General features: G+C 71.9%; 14 protein-coding genes and 1 pseudogene. 10 read left to right on the top strand and 5 right to left on the bottom strand.

What is annotated here, in order from left to right:
* The first annotated feature begins 26 nt into the window (after positions 1–26).
* The 6 genes and pseudogenes from AB0K00_RS28535 to AB0K00_RS28510 all read left to right on the top strand — a co-directional run bounded on the left by AB0K00_RS28535 (position 27) and on the right by AB0K00_RS28510 (position 5,068).
* Positions 27–479 (top strand): SRPBCC family protein, encoded by a 453-nt coding sequence (locus AB0K00_RS28535; protein ID WP_363525979.1) that lies wholly within the window; start codon positions 27–29, stop codon positions 477–479.
* Positions 476–721, top strand: a pseudogene (locus AB0K00_RS28530) (hypothetical protein); the annotation flags it as partial. The gene AB0K00_RS28535 and the pseudogene AB0K00_RS28530, both read left to right, overlap by 4 nt.
* 173 nt (positions 722–894) lie before the next feature.
* On the top strand, positions 895–1,839 hold the full coding sequence (locus AB0K00_RS28525; RefSeq protein WP_363525977.1) for an ROK family glucokinase: 945 nt from the start codon (positions 895–897) through the stop codon (positions 1,837–1,839).
* Positions 1,836–2,510, top strand: coding sequence for an endonuclease/exonuclease/phosphatase family protein (locus AB0K00_RS28520; protein WP_363525974.1), 675 nt, complete (start codon positions 1,836–1,838; stop codon positions 2,508–2,510). The genes AB0K00_RS28525 and AB0K00_RS28520 overlap by 4 nt, the downstream gene beginning before the upstream one ends.
* A gap of 357 nt (positions 2,511–2,867) precedes the next feature.
* A complete protein-coding gene (locus AB0K00_RS28515) occupies positions 2,868–4,271 on the top strand; it encodes an NAD(P)-binding domain-containing protein (RefSeq protein WP_363525971.1) in 1,404 nt (467 codons plus the stop codon).
* Between the two features lie 11 nt (positions 4,272–4,282).
* Positions 4,283–5,068: an alpha/beta hydrolase gene (locus tag AB0K00_RS28510; RefSeq protein WP_363526231.1), complete on the top strand. Its 786-nt coding sequence runs from the start codon at positions 4,283–4,285 to the stop codon at positions 5,066–5,068.
* Between the two features lie 521 nt (positions 5,069–5,589).
* Here AB0K00_RS28510 and AB0K00_RS28505 read toward each other — a convergent pair.
* Positions 5,590–6,423, bottom strand: a complete 834-nt coding sequence (locus AB0K00_RS28505) for a DUF308 domain-containing protein (protein ID WP_363525968.1) — start codon at positions 6,421–6,423, stop codon at positions 5,590–5,592.
* Between the two features lie 179 nt (positions 6,424–6,602).
* Here AB0K00_RS28505 and AB0K00_RS28500 point away from each other — a divergent pair, with 179 nt between their 5' ends.
* Complete coding sequence (locus AB0K00_RS28500; RefSeq protein ID WP_363525965.1) at positions 6,603–7,313, top strand: lysophospholipid acyltransferase family protein; 711 nt, start codon at positions 6,603–6,605, stop codon at positions 7,311–7,313.
* Here the strand turns inward: AB0K00_RS28500 and AB0K00_RS28495 are convergent.
* Together AB0K00_RS28495 and AB0K00_RS28490 are read right to left on the bottom strand one after the other, a co-directional pair.
* Positions 7,300–10,878 (bottom strand): adenylate/guanylate cyclase domain-containing protein, encoded by a 3,579-nt coding sequence (locus tag AB0K00_RS28495; protein ID WP_363525962.1) that lies wholly within the window; start codon positions 10,876–10,878, stop codon positions 7,300–7,302. The genes AB0K00_RS28500 and AB0K00_RS28495 overlap by 14 nt on opposite strands.
* Before the next feature lie 99 nt (positions 10,879–10,977).
* Positions 10,978–11,670, bottom strand: coding sequence for a Crp/Fnr family transcriptional regulator (locus tag AB0K00_RS28490; protein ID WP_033362537.1), 693 nt, complete (start codon positions 11,668–11,670; stop codon positions 10,978–10,980).
* A gap of 293 nt (positions 11,671–11,963) precedes the next feature.
* On the opposite strand from AB0K00_RS28490, the gene AB0K00_RS28485 reads away from it, so the two are divergent.
* Both AB0K00_RS28485 and AB0K00_RS28480 read left to right on the top strand, forming a co-directional pair.
* Positions 11,964–12,854: a phosphotransferase gene (locus AB0K00_RS28485; protein WP_363525959.1), complete on the top strand. Its 891-nt coding sequence runs from the start codon at positions 11,964–11,966 to the stop codon at positions 12,852–12,854.
* Positions 12,855–12,884: 30 nt separating this feature from the next.
* Positions 12,885–13,382 carry a polyadenylate-specific 3'-exoribonuclease AS gene (locus AB0K00_RS28480; RefSeq protein WP_363525956.1) on the top strand — a complete coding sequence of 166 codons (498 nt, stop codon included), beginning with the start codon at positions 12,885–12,887 and terminating at the stop codon, positions 13,380–13,382.
* Here AB0K00_RS28480 and AB0K00_RS28475 read toward each other — a convergent pair.
* The gene (locus AB0K00_RS28475) at positions 13,366–13,797 is read right to left on the bottom strand and encodes an ABA4-like family protein (RefSeq protein WP_363525954.1); all 432 of its coding nucleotides are present in this window, start codon (positions 13,795–13,797) and stop codon (positions 13,366–13,368) included. The two genes, AB0K00_RS28480 and AB0K00_RS28475, sit on opposite strands and share 17 nt — an antisense overlap.
* Entirely contained in the window at positions 13,797–14,756 is a 960-nt protein-coding gene (locus AB0K00_RS28470; protein WP_363525952.1) for a hypothetical protein, read from the bottom strand. The genes AB0K00_RS28475 and AB0K00_RS28470 overlap by 1 nt, the downstream gene beginning before the upstream one ends.
* Positions 14,757–14,838: 82 nt before the next feature.
* Here AB0K00_RS28470 and AB0K00_RS28465 point away from each other — a divergent pair, with 82 nt between their 5' ends.
* Positions 14,839–15,477 (top strand): MerR family transcriptional regulator, encoded by a 639-nt coding sequence (locus tag AB0K00_RS28465; protein WP_363525949.1) that lies wholly within the window; start codon positions 14,839–14,841, stop codon positions 15,475–15,477.
* The last annotated feature ends 122 nt before the right edge of the window (positions 15,478–15,599 follow it).

Here is a 15,599-nt window from a genome sequence, read left to right as displayed (position 1 = left end):
CGCACCGCAGAGGTAGCCTGCCACGCATGGCCGACACTTCGACGCAGTCGATCGTCATTGACGCGCCCCCGGAGCGCATCGCCGAGGTCATCGCCGACTTCGCCCGATACCCCGAGTGGGTGGCGGCCGTGAAGTCGGTCGAGGTGATCGAGGAGTACGAGGACGGCTACGCGAGTCAGGTCCGCTTCGCGCTGGACTCGGGGCCGGTCTCCGACGAATACACCTTGCAATACGAATACGCCGAGGACCTGACCCGGATCGAATGGAGCCTGGTCGCGCCGTCGAAGATGCAGAAGCAGCAGGACGGCTCCTACGACATTACCGCCAACGCGGACGGGACCTCCACGGTGACCTATTCGCTCGCGGTGGAGTTGGCGATCGGCATGCTCGGCATGTTCAAGCGCAAAGCGGAGAAGATGATCATGGACACCGCGCTCAAGGAGCTCAAGCGGCGCGTCGAGGCCGGGGCGCCGGCGTGAGCCGCGACCCGCGCGAGGAGGCCGAACGCCTCGTCGCCACCGCCCTCGCCGCCCTGTCGGTCGCCGCGAACAGCACCGCCGGCTTCGCGACCGGCTCCGCCGAGTGCTGCGTGTGCCCCGTCTGCAAGGCGATCGCCGCGGCCCGCGACCCCGACCCCGAGTTCGCCGAGCGCCTGGCCACCGGCGTCGGCGACCTGGCCGTCGGCCTGGCCGGCGTCCTGCGAGCATTCGGAAACCCGGAAGGCCGGAGAAACGGGCCGGACGACACCGGTACACCGGAACCGCCGGAAAGCGAAGACGTTTGGCAAGAAGCCACCGCGGAGACACCGATGTCGCCGAAACCGATGGCCAAGAAGGCCGTCAAGCCCAAGATTGATCCCGAGGCATAGCGCCTGTGCGAGAGGAGACAGCCGCGGTGGGGTTGACCATCGGAGTCGACATCGGTGGAACGAAGGTGCTCGGCGGGGTCGTCGACTCGGCCGGTGACGTCCTCGCGCAGACCCGGCGCGACACACCGGCGCAGGACCCGGGGCAGACGGCGGACCGGATCATCGAGGTGATCCAGGAGCTGGCCGCCGGGCACCCGGTCGACGCGGTCGGCATCGGCGCGGCCGGCTGGATCGACGCCACCCGCTCGATCGTGCAGTTCGCACCCAACCTGGCCTGGCGCAACGAGCCGCTGCGCGACAAGATCACCGCCGCGGTCGGCCTGCCCGTCGTGGTGGAGAACGACGGCAACGCCGCGACCTGGGCCGAGTTCCAGTTCGGCGCCGCCCGCGACGCCGACAACTCGATGGTGCTCTTCACCGTCGGCACCGGCATCGGCAGCGGCATCGTCATCAACGGCACCCTGATCCGCGGCACCAACGGCATCGCCGCCGAGCTCGGCCACATGATGATGGTCCCCGGCGGCCACCCCTGCGGCTGCGGCCGGCACGGCTGCCTGGAGCAGTACGCCAGCGGCAACGCCCTCGTCCGGTTCGCCAAGGCCGACGCACGGGAGCGGCCCGAGCTCGCCGAGCAGCTGCTCAGCCTCGTCGGCGGCGACGTCGACGCGATCAAGGGCCACGCCGTCACCCAGGCCGCCCGCCTCGGCGACACCGTCGCGACCGGCGCCTTCGAGCAGATCGGCCGCTGGCTCGGCGTCGCCCTCGCCGACATCGTGCAGATCCTCGATCCGCAGGTCATCGTGGTCGGCGGCGGTGTCATCGACGCCGGCGACCTGCTCATGAAGCCGGCCCGGGCCAGCTACGAGGACCAGCTTGCCCAGCGCGGCCGCCTGCCCGTCGCCGAGGTCCGCCCGGCCCTCATGGGCAACCTCGCGGGAGTGGTCGGAGCCGCCGACCTGGCGCGCGTATGACCAAGCTCCGGGTGTTGTCTTACAACCTGCACAGCCTGCGGGACGACCGCCGCGCACTGGCGCAGGTGGTGCGGGAGATCGCGCCCGACGTGGCGATCCTGCAGGAGGCGCCCCGCCGTTTCCGGTGGCGGCAGAAGTCGGCCGACCTGGCCCGCGACTTCGAGCTCGTCGTCGGCGGCGGCGGGCTGCCGGCCCTGGGCAACCTGATCCTGACCAACCTGCGGGTCCGCGCGCTCGGCGGGTTCGACATCCGGTATCCGCTGACGCCCGGCCGGCACATGCGCGGCGCCGCGTTCGTGCGGTGCAAGGTCGGCCGGTCCACGTTCGCCGCGGTCGGCTCGCACCTGTCCACCGACGCGACCGAGCGCCCCGATCAGGCCGCCATGCTCAAACACCACCTGTCGGAGCTGCAGGAGCCGGTCATCTTCGCCGCCGACCTCAACGAGAACTCCGGCGGCGCCGCCTGGCGGACCCTCGCCGACGGGCTGCTCGACTGCGCCGGCACCGACGAACGCCTCACGTACCCGTGCGCCGCCCCCCGCGAACGCCTCGACGTCGTCTTCGTCGACCCCCGCATCACCGTGCTGTCCTACGAGGTCGTCGACACCCCGGCCGCCCGCCTCGCCAGCGACCATTTCCCGGTCGTCGTCGAGCTCGACCTGCCGGAGTGAGGCTGCTGCGGTTCGTGGTCCTTCTGGCTCCGGTCCGTCGTGGGCGCGGCCGCCGCTCCCGTCAGCCACCGGTCAGGCCTTGACGGCCTTCCCTGCCATGTCCGCGTGCAGTTGCGCGGACACGACCTGCGGTCGTGAACAGGCACGCGACCTTCGGCCGCGACCGGGTCGGGCTGGAGTGGGCAGGGGGCCGGGCGGGGGGCCATTTGACCTTGGAGACTTTGACTGCCTATAACCAGTCAAACTCTCCAAGGTCAACTTGGCTCGGCGCCGCGACGTGCGGGACTGGACAAAACAGCGCCGAGCGGACGAGGATCTGGCCGCGAAAGCATGAGCGGCATTGGGGAGACGACGCGGGTGACAAGCTTCGACGAACTGGCCGGCGGTGCGACCCACTGGCGCGACGGCGAGCCCGTCTACGACCGCGGCGACACCGTCTGTGTCATCGGCGCCGGCGGCACCGGGCTCGCCGCGATCAAGAACCTCCGCGAGGCGGGCTTCGGCGTCGACTGCTACGAGCGCGAGACCGGCGTCGGCGGCGGGTGGAACTGGCGGCACGACCGCAGCCCCGTCTACTCCAGCACGCACCTGATCTCCTCGAAGCCGTTCACCCAGTTCCCGGACTTCCCGATGCCGGACGACTGGCCCGACTACCCGCACCACTCGCAGCTCCTGGCGTACTTCGAGCGGTACGCGGACCACTTCTCGCTGCGTGAGCACATCTGGTTCGGCACCGACGTGGCCAGGGTCGAGCCCGCCGACGACCCCGGCGGCGGCCCGCCGCGCTGGGACGTCACGGTCCGGGGCTCCCGCGGCGGGGCGCCACGCACCATGCGCTACGCCGCCGTCGTGGCCGCCAACGGGCACAACTGGTCGCCGAAGATGCCCGAGTACGAGGGGCTCGCCGAGTTCCGCGGCAAGGTGATCCACGCCAGCCAGTACAAGGACGCGGCCCAGCTGCGCGGGCGCAAGGTGCTCGTCGTCGGCGCCGGCAACAGCGGCTGCGACATCGCGGTCGAGGCCGCCCAGCAGGCGGCGAAGTGCTGGCACTCGACCCGCCGCGGCTACTGGTACGCCCCGAAGTACGCCCTCGGCAAACCCGCCGACCAGGTCAACGACCGGATCCTGGCGATGCGGCTGCCGTTCCGGCTGCGCCAGTGGCTGCTGCAGCGCACGATCTCGATGACGGTCGGCGACCTGACCCGCTTCGGGCTCAAGGCACCCGACCACGGCCTGCTCGAGATGCACCCGCTGGTCAACAGCCAGCTGCCGTACTACCTCGGCCACGGCGGCATCACCCCACTGCCGGACATCAAGCGCTTCGAGCGCACCGAGGTCGTGCTGGCCGACGGCCGCACCATCGAGCCGGACCTGGTCGTGTTCGCCACCGGGTACCTGCCGAACTTCGACTTCCTCGCCCCGGAGCTGCTGTCGACCGACGCGACGGGCCGGCCGCGGCTGGCGCTGCAGATGCTGTCGCGCACCCACCCGACCCTCGCCGTCGCGGGGCTGCTGCAGCCCGACTCGGGCGTGTTCACCCTCGCGCACTGGCAGACCGTGTTCATCGCCCAGTGGCTGCGGGTCCTCGACGCGTCGCCGGCCAGGGCGCAGGCGCTGTGGGCGAAACTGCGCCAGGACGGTGACCGGCGCTTCACCGCCGGCAAGGTCACCGACTCGACCCGGCACTGGTTCGAGGTGAGCCACTTCGTGTACCTGCAGGAGCTGGAGAAGTCCCTGCACGAGCTGGAGGCGGTCCGTTGACCACCCGAGTGATGCGCTCCGACGAGTGGTCCGACCCGCCGAAGCCCGTCCAGCGGGAGGTGCTCACCGAGCAGCCCGACACCCCGCAGGACAAGCCGCCGGTGCTGTTCGTCCCCGGGTACGGCCACGGCGCCTGGGCCTTCGCCCAGCACTGGCTCGAGCACACCGCCCGCCGCGGCTTCCCCGCGTCCGCGATGAGCCTGCGCGGGCACGGCGGCAGCGGCACCGACCCGGACGCCCGCCTGCGCGACTACGTCCACGACGTCACCCAGGTCGCCGCCGGCCTGCCGAAACGGGCGGTCCTCGTCGGCCACGGCGCCGGCGCCCTCGTTGTGGCGATGGCCCTCGCGAGGTACCCGGCCCGCGCCGGCGTCCTCACCGCACCCGTCTTCGGCGGCGTCAGCACGGCCCTGGGCCTGCTGCGCCGCAACCCCGCCGGCACGGTCCCCGGCCTGTTCGGCGGCCGCGTCTCGCTGCGCCAGGCGCAGCTGTTCAGCCGGTCCCTGCCGGCGAAGGAGGCCCAGTCCTACACCGCTCGCCTCCAGCGGGTCCCGGCCGGCGCGCAGCGGCAGCTGATCCGCCGCCAGGAGCCGGAGGCCGCGGTCGGCGCCCCGCCGGTCCTCGTCGCCGGCAGCCCCGACGACCGCATCGTGTCGGCCTCGGCCCTGGAATGGGTCGCCCGCCGCTACGGCGGCTCACCCCTGCTCTTCCCCGGCATGGGCCACGACCTGATGCTCGACGCCCGCTGGCAGGAGCCCATCGACGCCATTCTGGACTGGCTCGAAAAGCCCCACTGAAATGCTCGCTGCGCTCGCACGCCCTGCTCCGCACGGGCGCACCACACGCTGCGCGCCGCATCCAGCCGACCAGGGTTGAGGTGTACGAGCCTCGCGGCAGGTCTGACATCTGGCTCAGCGCGAGACTCCCTCGTGCCGTCGTGGCGCGCCGACCCAGACAGACGTTGGTCAATGCCCGGGTTCGTGGCTTTGCGACATCGACAGTGTGCGACCTACCCACAGGATGATCTCTGGAACGCGGGTAGATCGCACACTGTCTATCCGGAAAAGGGGCGTTTCAGGGCATTGACCAACGTCTCCGCCGAGGCGGCGGAGCCGGGGGCAGCGGGGCCGGGGGCAGCGGGCTTGGGGTGAGTGGAGCCGGGGCAGCGGAGCCGGAGGTAGCGCAGCCGGAGGGTAGCGGGGCCGGGGCAGCCGAGCCCGGGGCTGGGGGCAGCGGAGCTGGGGGCAGTGGGGCTGGGTGGGTGCCTGTGGGCGGCGGGACCTGCTGATTTCCGGGCGGAGGTGTGGCGGAAGCGGGCCTAGACGCGGGCGCCGTTGTCCGGGTCGTCGTCTTCCTCGTCGCCGGGGCGCAGCCGCAGGATCAGCGTGACGAAGCCGCTGAGCAGCAGCGCGAAGCCCAGGAACAGCGTCGACTGCGGTCCGAAGATCGGCAGCAGGTCGGGCCAGATCAGCAGCATCAGGCCGCCGACCAGGCCGATGACGGCCAGCAGGGTCGACGGCGCGATCTTCGGCAGCGGCGGTGGGGGCGGCGGCGTGTAGCCGGCGTCCTCGTCCTCGTCGTCGGGCAGGTCGGCGCCGAACGAGTCGAGACCGTCCAGCAGCGACCGGTCCACGGCGTCGGAGGCGCGCCGCAGCGGGGTCCGCGGCGCCGGCTCGGTGTCCATGTCGGCGGCGGTGGACCCGGACGAGTCGAGGTCCTCGGCGGCGGGCCAGGGCGCGCTGGTCGGATCGACGGTGGTGTGGAAGCCGGCGATGATGCTGGCGAACGTCTCGTCGTCCGATTTGCGGCTCGTCTTGGCCTCCGGGGCGGGGGTCGCCTTGGCCGGCTGGGGTGCCTCGGCGGGTGGGGTGTGCTGCTCGGGCACGGCGGTGAGCTGGCTGAGGTAGTCGCGAGCGGTTGCGAGGTGGTCACGATCAGCGTAAAGCCGGTCGGTGGGTCTGGCGGGCAGTGTCGTGGTGCGCGTCACCGGGTGCAGATCAGTGGCAGGCTGGAGGTATGCCGCGATCCCGCCGGCCGCGAGGACGTCCAGCAAATGCTCACCGACCCGGGGGTCGACGTCTCCGACCACCGCATACTCCTGCGCCACCAGGCCGTTGTCGCGCCGGCCGCGCCGCGCCCCACCCCCTGGCACAGCCTGCCCCTCCCCGCGGCCGACACCGCGACGACCGGGTCCGCCGCGAAAAAACCGCTGACCGAAATCCTGACATGCGCAGTGGTGCTTCCGGGAGTGCGTTGTGGTGTGCCGAACTGGTTCGTAGGCTCTTTGCGACGGTCATCACCGATTGTCGGCAGATCTTGGAAGGTTGAGCGGTGCTCTACTGGTTCCTCAAGTACATCGTCCTCGGGCCTGTGCTGAAGCTCATCTTCCGCCCCAAGGTGGAGGGACTGGAACATGTCCCCGCCGAGGGGCCCGTGATCATCGCCAGCAACCACCTGTCGTTCGCGGACTCGATCTTCATGCCGCTGAGCGTCAAACGGCGGGTCACCTTCCCGGCCAAAGCCGAATATTTCACCGGAAAGGGGATCAAGGGCCGGCTCGTGAAGCTCTTCATGTCCGGGACCGGGCAGATCCCGATCGACCGCTCCGGCGGCAAGGCGGCCAGGGCTGCGCTCGAGGTCGGGCTCAAGATCCTCCGGGACGGCGGCATCTTCGGCATCTACCCGGAGGGCACCCGCTCCCCGGACGGGCGGCTCTACCGGGGCAAGACGGGCGTGGCGCGCCTCGCCCTGGAGTCCGGTGCCGTGGTCGTGCCGGTGGCGATGATGAACATGGACAAGGTCCAGCCGATCGGGCAGCGCCTGCCCAACCTGAAGCGCGTGCACATCCGCTTCGGCCCGGCGCTGGACTTCTCCCGCTACGCCGGGATGGCCGGCGACCGGTTCATCGAGCGGGCGGTCACCGACGAGATCATGTATGAGCTGATGACGCTGTCCGGCCGCGAGTACATCGACATGTACGCGCAGAAGGTGAAGAGCCTCCCCAAACCCGAACCCAGCAAGGCCGAACCTATAGCGGCGTAGGCGGCAGCTCGGCGAGGGTCAGCAGCAGCGGCGCGCCGGCCTGGGTGGCGAAGGCGATCAGCTCGCTGCGCCACGGCTCCAGGCGGTCCTCGGCGCCGAGCCGGCCGAGCGCCTGCACGGCCCAGGTGAGCGACAGGATGCGGGCGGAGGCGTTGGGGATCTCGCCGTAGAGCTCCGCGGCGGCCAGGTGCATGTCGGCGGCGCGGGCGAAGTCGCCGTCGACGAAGGCGATCGCCCCGGTGATGGTCCGCATCGCCGCCTCGACCCACGGGGTGCGGTGCGGCACGTCGGCGAGCATGTCCCGGATCGCCATCATCGAGACCCGGCCGGCGAGGACGGCGGCGTGCGCGGTCGCGTCGATCCACTCGCCGCTGGCGATGGCCCGCACCTCGCGCCAGGTCTTGGCGAGCTCGACGATGAGCGCCTCCGCGTCGCGCTCCCGGCCCTGCAAGGCCCGGCAGAGGGCGCCGTGGCCGAGCACGGTCCACTGCAGGCGGTAGAAGCCGCTGCGGCGCCCCGCGGCGACGAGGTCCTCGATCTCCTCGGGGTTCACGAAGGGCTCGCCGCGCAGGATCTTCATCCAGGCGTGCGCACCGCGCACCTGCAGGTCCCACTCGGACGCCGGGGCCCGTTCGGCCACCTCGATCAGGGTGGCCCAGTCGCCGGTGAAGTACGCGACCTGCGCGACGTTGGAGTAACCGGTGGCGAGGGTGTGGCTGCCGGGGACGGTGTGGCGGGTGCTCTCGTACATCGCCGCCGAGGCGGTCCAGTCGCCGTCCTCGAGCAGCGCCCAGGCGACGTTGCGCATCGCCCGGTGCTCCGACAGCAGCCGCCGCTCCCGGCACACCTCCAGGGCCGCCTGCAGCTCGACCAGGCCGGAGCGGTCGCCGGCCTGGAACAGCGCGGTGCCGATGGTGATCCGGGCGCTGGTGGCGACCTCGATCAGGCCGAGCCGGTCGGCGATCTCGGCGGCGGCGCTGGCCGCGGCGACCGCCGGCTCGACCTCGAAGTTGGACATGTGCAGCCGGCCGAGCTCGGCGTACGCGTCGGCCTTCTGCGGCGCGTCCGGCAGCTCGTCGAACAGCTCCACCGCCCGGTCCAGGCACGACAGGGCGCCGAGCCGGTCGGCGCGCAGCCACGCGGCCTGGCCGCGGATGGTCCAGGCCCGGGCGGCGCTGGCCTGCTCGCCAGCCGCGTACAGCCGATCGGCAAGGCCGGCCAGCTGGTCGGTGCCACCCGTGCCGAGGAAGGACTCCGGGTCGGCGTAGAACGCGATCTCGGTGGCGAGCAGCCCGATCCGCAGCCGCTCGCCCTGCTCGGTGCTGTCGTCGCAGAGGGCGAGGGCCTTGCCGGCGTGCGCCGCGGCCGCGTCGAGGACGTGCAGCGCGTAGGTGCGGCGGGCCGCCCGGTGCAGCGCGTCGCGGGCCGGCACGCTGTAGCGGGGCGCGTCGAGGCCGAGCGAGCCGGCGATCTCGTAGGCGGTGTACCGGTGGTTGGCGACCACCTCGGCGAGGTCGGTGTCGCGGTCGGCGGCGACGCTGTCGAGCCAGGCGGCGGTCAGCTCGTGCCGGGCGACCCGTTCGGTGCGGGGGAGCCGCTGGTAGCACACGTCGCGGACGAGGACGTGGCCGAAGCGGTACTCGGTCTGCCCCTCCATGGTCGAGGCGGCCTGCTCGTGGATCAGGTCGCGCTGCTCCAGGCGGCGAAGCGAGCGCTCGATGCCGTCGGCGGGGCGGCTCATGGCGGCGGCGACCGCGCCCGGCCAGAAGTTCATCCCGACCACGGCGGCGGCCTGCAGTACCGCCCGATCCGCCGCTTCCAGGAGGTCGACCCGGTTGGCGATGACGGCGTGGACGCTGTCGGGCATCGGTAGGACCCGGGTGAGCGCGTCGGAGGCGCGCAGGTTGCCCTGCTCGGCGAGCATCCGGGTGTACTCGAGCGCGTACAGCGGGTTGCCGTCGGCGAGCTCGACCAGGGAGTTGAGCGAGTGACCGGGGAACGCCGCCTGGCCCAGCAGGTGCGCATACATGGTCGCGATCTCGGCGTCGCGCAGCGGCGGCAGCGTGATGGTGACCGAGCCGGCGATGGCCCCGGCCCAGCTCGCGTTGCGCTCCAGGAACTCCGGCCGGGCCGTGGACAGCAGCAGCAGCGGCACGTCGCGCACCGAGGCGCCCAGCCGCTCCACGAAGCGCACCATCGACTCGTCGGCCCAGTGCAGGTCCTCGAAGACCAGGACGGTGGGGCGGTGCGCGGCGAGCGCGACCACGAAGCGCCGCCAGGCAGACTCGGTCTCGTCGGGGGCCAGCTTCGGCCCGGGCAGGCCGACGAGCGGGCTGAGCGCGTCGGAGAGCCGCTCGGCCTCCGACGGGGTGACGATCACGCTGAGCGCGGTGTCCAGGCGCTCGCGGGCCGTCTCGGCGGTGTCGGTGTCCAGGATGCCGGCCTGCGCCTTGACGATGTCCGCCAGCGCGGCATATGTCACGTTCTCCCCGAAGGGCGGGCAGCGCCCGGTCCGCCACGCGACCGGCGCGTCGAAGAGCCGCTCGGCGTGCAGGAACAGCTCGTGCACCAGGCGGCTCTTGCCGATCCCGGCGTGGCCGATCACGGTGACCAGCTGCGGGGTGCGCTCGCGCAGCCCCCGGTGCAGGGCGTTGACCAGCAGGCTCAGCTCGTGGGTGCGGTTCACCAGGGGAGTGGAGCCGGCCTCCCGGTCCGGATGGTTGCGCCGCAACGGGGCGAGGGCCAGCCACACCTCGGTCGGGGTGGAGCGCCCGCGCAGCGTGGCCGGCGGCTGCGCCTCGTAGCGGATCGAGGACTTGGTCAGCGCGTACGTGCTGCCGCAGACGAGGACCCCGCCGGGCGGCGCGAGGGACTGCAGCCGGGAGGCGGTGTTGACCACGTCGCCGGCGACGATCGCCTGGCCACCGTCACGGGCCGCGGCCACGTCGACCAGGGCCTCACCGGTCGCGACACCGACCCGGAAGCGCAGCGCGCGCTCGCCGTCGCCGGTGCTGGCATACCGCGCCAGGACCCGCTGCAGCTCGAGCCCGGCCCGCACGCAGCGCACGGCGTCGGTCTCGGTGGCCACGGGTGCGCCGAAGAGCGCCATCACGGCGTCGCCGATGTACTTCTCGACCACCCCGCCGTACTGTCCGATGACCTCGCGGGCGGTGGAGAAGAAGCCCTTCTGCAGCTCGCGGACCAGCTCGGGGTCGGCGCGCTCGACGTAGGGCGTGAAGTCGATCAGGTCGACGAACAGCACGCTGATGCGGCGGCGGTCCTCGCTGCGGGTGGCGGGGATCGGCACGGTGGCGCGGCCCATGTGACCGCCGCCACGGTCGGACCGGCTCTGCCCGCCGCCTGGCTGCCCCGATGAGGCGCGCGGGGTCCCGCAGCCGGTGCAGAACGACGCGTCCGGGCCCAGTGAGCGCCCACATGTCGCGCACGCCGGACTCAGCTCGGCGCCGCATCCACCGCAGAACCGGTCACCGTCGCCTGACTGGCGGCCGCAGCGTGCGCACTGACTGGAAATCGCCGACACTCCCCAACTCAGATCCCCGCACATCCTCACACGTCGGCAACCCGGCCGACCAGGTGTATACGGAGTGACCACCGCCGCGCAGCGTGTCGCGGCGCGGTGGTGGTCGAAACTGTTGGGGGACCGCTAGCGGTCGGTCATCCCGGCCCGGCGGCGCAGCGCGCTGAGGTCCGTGACCACGATCCGCCGGCCCTCGGTGCGCAGCCAGCCGCGGCTGGCGAACGACCCGATGGCCTGGTTGACGCTCTGCCGGGAGCCACCCGCCATCTCGGCCAGCTGGCTCTGGTTGAGCTCGATGGTCACCATCGGCGCGTTGGTCTCACCGGCGAGGCGGACGAGGGTCTTGGCGACCCGGCCCGGCAGGTCCAGGAAGACGTGGTCGGCGTTCTGCTCGGTGAGCCGCCGGATCAGCGCGCCCAGGGAGCGCATCACCGCGTCGAGGATCCGCGGGTTGGCGTGGACCAGCTCGATGAAGGCGTGCCGGGACAGTGCCAGGGCCTGGCAGTCCTCGATCGCCTCCGCGGACGCGGAGCGGGCAGCACCGTCGAGCAGGGACACCTCGCCGAGCGTGTCGGGCGGGCGGACCACCGAGAGGACCGCGCGCTCGCCGGTCGGCGCGGTCCGGAACACCATCACGGCACCGCGCTTGAGCACGATGAGTGATTCGCCCGGATCGTTTTCGACGAACAGCAGCTGGCCCTTGCGGTATGTCCGTGGCACCGCCGCCTGGATGACCCGCTGACGCACGTCGGGCTCCAGACCACTGAACATTTCCACACCGGTCAGTGCGTCGCCGGGATCTGGCAGCCGACCCTCCACGGTCAAACCCCTCCCGGTGCAGCGTTGATCGGACTCGTGATCACCGTAGGTGATCACGAGCACAGTACGGAACTTCTACCAGATCATGACGCGCGTGTCGGAGTCTGTACATCCCCCGCATCGGCTCACCGACAGCCCGCGCATGTGCCCGCAGGCAGGCTAGTGCCAGCACGCAAACCGCTGGGGGGCGGGGTTGGTGTCGGGTACCCGAGGTGCTGGTGGTGCGAGCACCGGTGCCTCGGGTATCTGCGTTTTCCCGGCACGGACGCCAATGCGGGCGCATAATGCGCATCGTGGCCCCCGCTGCCGACCAGGTGCACACGACACTGCGCAGGAGTTGGCAGTGCAGCCCCGGCCCGTGCATTCCTCTCGGCGCCGCCGCGTGGCGGGTTGAGATCGACGACGGCCAATTCGATGCGGTTCGGCTCGACGGCGACCAGTTCGTGGTGAAATGGGCGCCGGCGGCCGCGCGGCGCGGCTTCGAGGCCGGTCTGTGCGCCGCGGAGCACGTCGACGCCTCGGGGGTGTGCGCCGGCCGTCCGGTCCGGGCCGCCGACGGCGCGCTCACCACCCGGGCCGGCGACGGCGTCCTGGCCCTGCTGCGCCTGGTGCCCGGCCGGCCGCTGCGCGCCGACGACCCCCTGGACCAGTCGTGGTGGGGCAGCACGCTGGGCACCGCGCATCGCAGCCTGCGCCGGTTCGTGCACCCCGACCTGGCGAAGTTCCAGGCGGCCACGGTGCCGGCGGTGGCCCCGCATCTGGCGATGGAGCCGTGGCTCGGGCCGGCCGTCGCGGAGAGCGCGGCCGTGGTGCGCCGCATCATGATCACCGACCAGCTCACCTATGGCGTCCGCCACGGCTCGCCCGCCGCCGCCCGCTTCCGGCTCGACTCCGCCACCGGCCGGGTCGGCCTGTTCGGCTGGGCCGGCGCCGGCACCGGCCCGCTGCTGTACGACCTCGCCCACGCCGTCCTGTGCGCCGGCAATGCCGGCACCGACGGGCTCGTCGAGGCGTACGTGCGGGCGGGCCCGGTCCCGGCCGACGAGTGCGAGGCGGTCCTGCCGCCGATGCTCGCGCTGCGCGCCGCCGTCCACGCCGGCACCGTCGCGGCGAAGATCCACGCCGACGGCGGCACCCCCCGTGACCACGCCGAGCTGACCCGGCTGGCGACCCTGCTGCTGTGAGGCCGCGCCCCGCCCGGCAGGATGGGAGCGGTGTCGGCATATCGGTACTTCTACGACTGTGAGTTCATCGAGGACGGTCGCCTGATCGACCTGGTCTCCATCGGGGTGGTGGACGAGCACGGCCGGGAGTACTACGCGGTCTCCACGGAGTTCGACGCCTCGCGGGCCGTGCCGTGGGTGCGCCGCAACGTCCTGGACAAGCTGCCGTCACCCGCCGACAAGGCGTGGCGCTCCCGCGAGCAGATCCGGGAGGAGCTGCTCGAGTTCCTGGTCGAGCCGCTGCGCGCCGGCGAGGCCGACGAGCTGGAGCTGTGGGCCTGGTACGCGGCCTACGACCACGTCGCCCTCGCGCAGCTGTGGGGCCCGATGCCGACGCTGCCCCGGGAGATCCCCCGGTTCACCAAGGACCTGCGCCAGCTGTGGGACGAGTCGGGCCGGCCGCCCCTGCCCGCGGCGGAGGGGCGGCACGACGCGCTCGTCGACGCCCGGCACAACCTGGCCCGCTGGGCCGTCATGCGCCCGGCGTAGCCCTCGTCAGCGGCACCCGCAGCGCGAAGTACAGCGGCATCCCGATCGGCGACAGCAGGATCGTCAGGACCAGCACCGGCGCCATCACCAGGGGATGGATCCGCCGCTCGCGGCTGTCCAGGTAGATCCACCGGCCGACGAACAGGTCCCACGCGAGCACCTGTGCCCAGACGGCGGCGACCACGTCGTCGCCGGCGAACAGGGCGCGCACGCCGGCCAGGTCGGGGTTGAGCATCTCCGCGGCGAAGTCACCGAAGACCGGCGCGATCGCGAAGGCCCAGACCACCAGGGCCGGCAGCACGATGAACGGGGACCCGGCGATCCGCTCGCTCCACCGCCACCCGGGCGCGATGATCATCAGCGCCCAGAACGGCACGACCACCAGGAACGCGAGCTGGAACAGGGTGCCGGCCATCAGTGGACCTCACTCAGCACGGGTGCGGCGGGGGTCTGCACCGTACCGGGACGGGCCAGGGCCCAGGTCAGGCCGCCCGCCGTGGCCAGCAGCAGCCCGCCGAGCGCGGCCAGGGTCAGGGCGTCGGGGTGCGCGATCGACTGCCCGCGCAGCGCCTGCCAGACGAGCAGGCCGGTGAGCACGCCGTACGCGCTGCCGGCGACGATCACGATGCGGGTCCGCACCCGGTCGAAGCGCAGCCGCGCGAAGCGCCGGGAGGCGAGCACCAGCAGGAACCCGAGCAGCGGCAGCGCCTGCAGCGCGTGCATGCCGATGAAGTGCCCGGCGCGCAGGTCGCCGCCGGTGGTGCTCCAGTTGACCAGGGGCAGGCCGGGCCCGCCGTCCTCGACGCCGACGCTGTGCGCGCCGATGATCGTGGGCTGTTCGCCCTCCGGCAGGTCCTGCTGCGCCTTGGTCGGCAGGGTCATGAGGAAGCCGACCATCATGCCGCCGAGCCCGACGAGCAGGCCGAAGCGCACGGCGAGGGCGTTCGCCCGGTCCGGCAGCCGCTGGATCAGCAGCAGGACGGCGAGCCAGGCGGTGCAGATCCAGGCGATCGCGATGGTGGCGCCCATCACGCTGAACAGGGTCGCGTCGAGCGGGGTCTGGTTGTTGAAGTGGCTCTGCCGGCCGCGTGCCGCCTGACCGACGATGATCACCATCTCGCCGAGCATGGCGGCGGCGATCACGGTGCCGAGCCACCAGCCGAGCCGCTGCCGGCGGTCCAGCAGTGACAGCAGCCAGGCGATGGTGACGGCGTAGATGGTGATCGACACGGCGAACTTGAACGGCTTGAGCCAGACCGGGACGCCGACCAGGATCCGGTCGTCGAGAGCGAGGCCGGCACCGGCGAAGATCGCGATGAGGACCATCACCGCAGCGGTGAAGATGAGGGGGCGGTGCAGCTGTGCGAGACGCATCAGAGGCTCCCAGCAGTATGGATAGCGGCGCTCTCCACTATTGGAGAGCTACACTATCCATGTCAACCCTGAAAGGACCCTGATGCGCATCGCGGAACTGAGCCAGACGACCGGCGTGCCCGTGCCGACCATCAAGTACTACCTGCGCGAGGGACTCCTCCCGGCCGGCGAGCTGACCAGCCCCAACCAGGCGCACTATGACGATCGCCACGTCCAGCGGCTGCGGCTCGTGCGGGTGCTGCTGGACATCGGCCGGCTGCCCATCGCCACGATCCGCGACCTGCTCACCGAGCTGGACCAGCCGGATCCCGACGTGCACGAGGTGCTCGGCCGGGCCCTGCCGGCCACCGTCGGCACCCGCGAGACCAGCGACCCGGCCACGATCGCCGCGGCGCACGAACGGGTGAGGACGCTCATCAAGGAGCGCGGCTGGCTGATCTCGGACAACGCCCGCACCCGGCAGTCCGCGGCCGAGGTCGTCGCCGCGTTCCAGCAGGTCGGCGCCGACGTCGAGCACCTGCTGGAGCAGTACGCCGACCTCGCCGAGCAGATCGCGGTGCACGACCTGCGCTTCGTCGCCAAGGCGAGCGGCAACGAGGGCAAGCTGCACGCCGCCGTGGTGGGCTCGATCCTGGGAGATTCCCTGCTGGCGGCCCTACGACGGATGGCACAGGAACATGAGTCGGCCAAGATGTTCGGCATTCGCGACGACAACTGCTAGGTCCCGGACGCGGACTGATGCGACGTCGTCGAGTTCAGGCGGAGCGACTACAGTGCGCTGTGAATCGGCAGCGTCGCCAACGAGTGGGACCCTCCGGCTCGGCAGTGCCTCTGGGCAGACCC

This window comes from Dactylosporangium sp. NPDC049525 (assembly GCF_040676755.1).
Taxonomy (GTDB): Bacteria; Actinomycetota; Actinomycetes; order Mycobacteriales; family Micromonosporaceae; genus Dactylosporangium.
The sequence above is the reverse complement of the archived record's forward strand: the minus strand, read 5'-3'. Positions and strand labels throughout refer to the sequence as shown.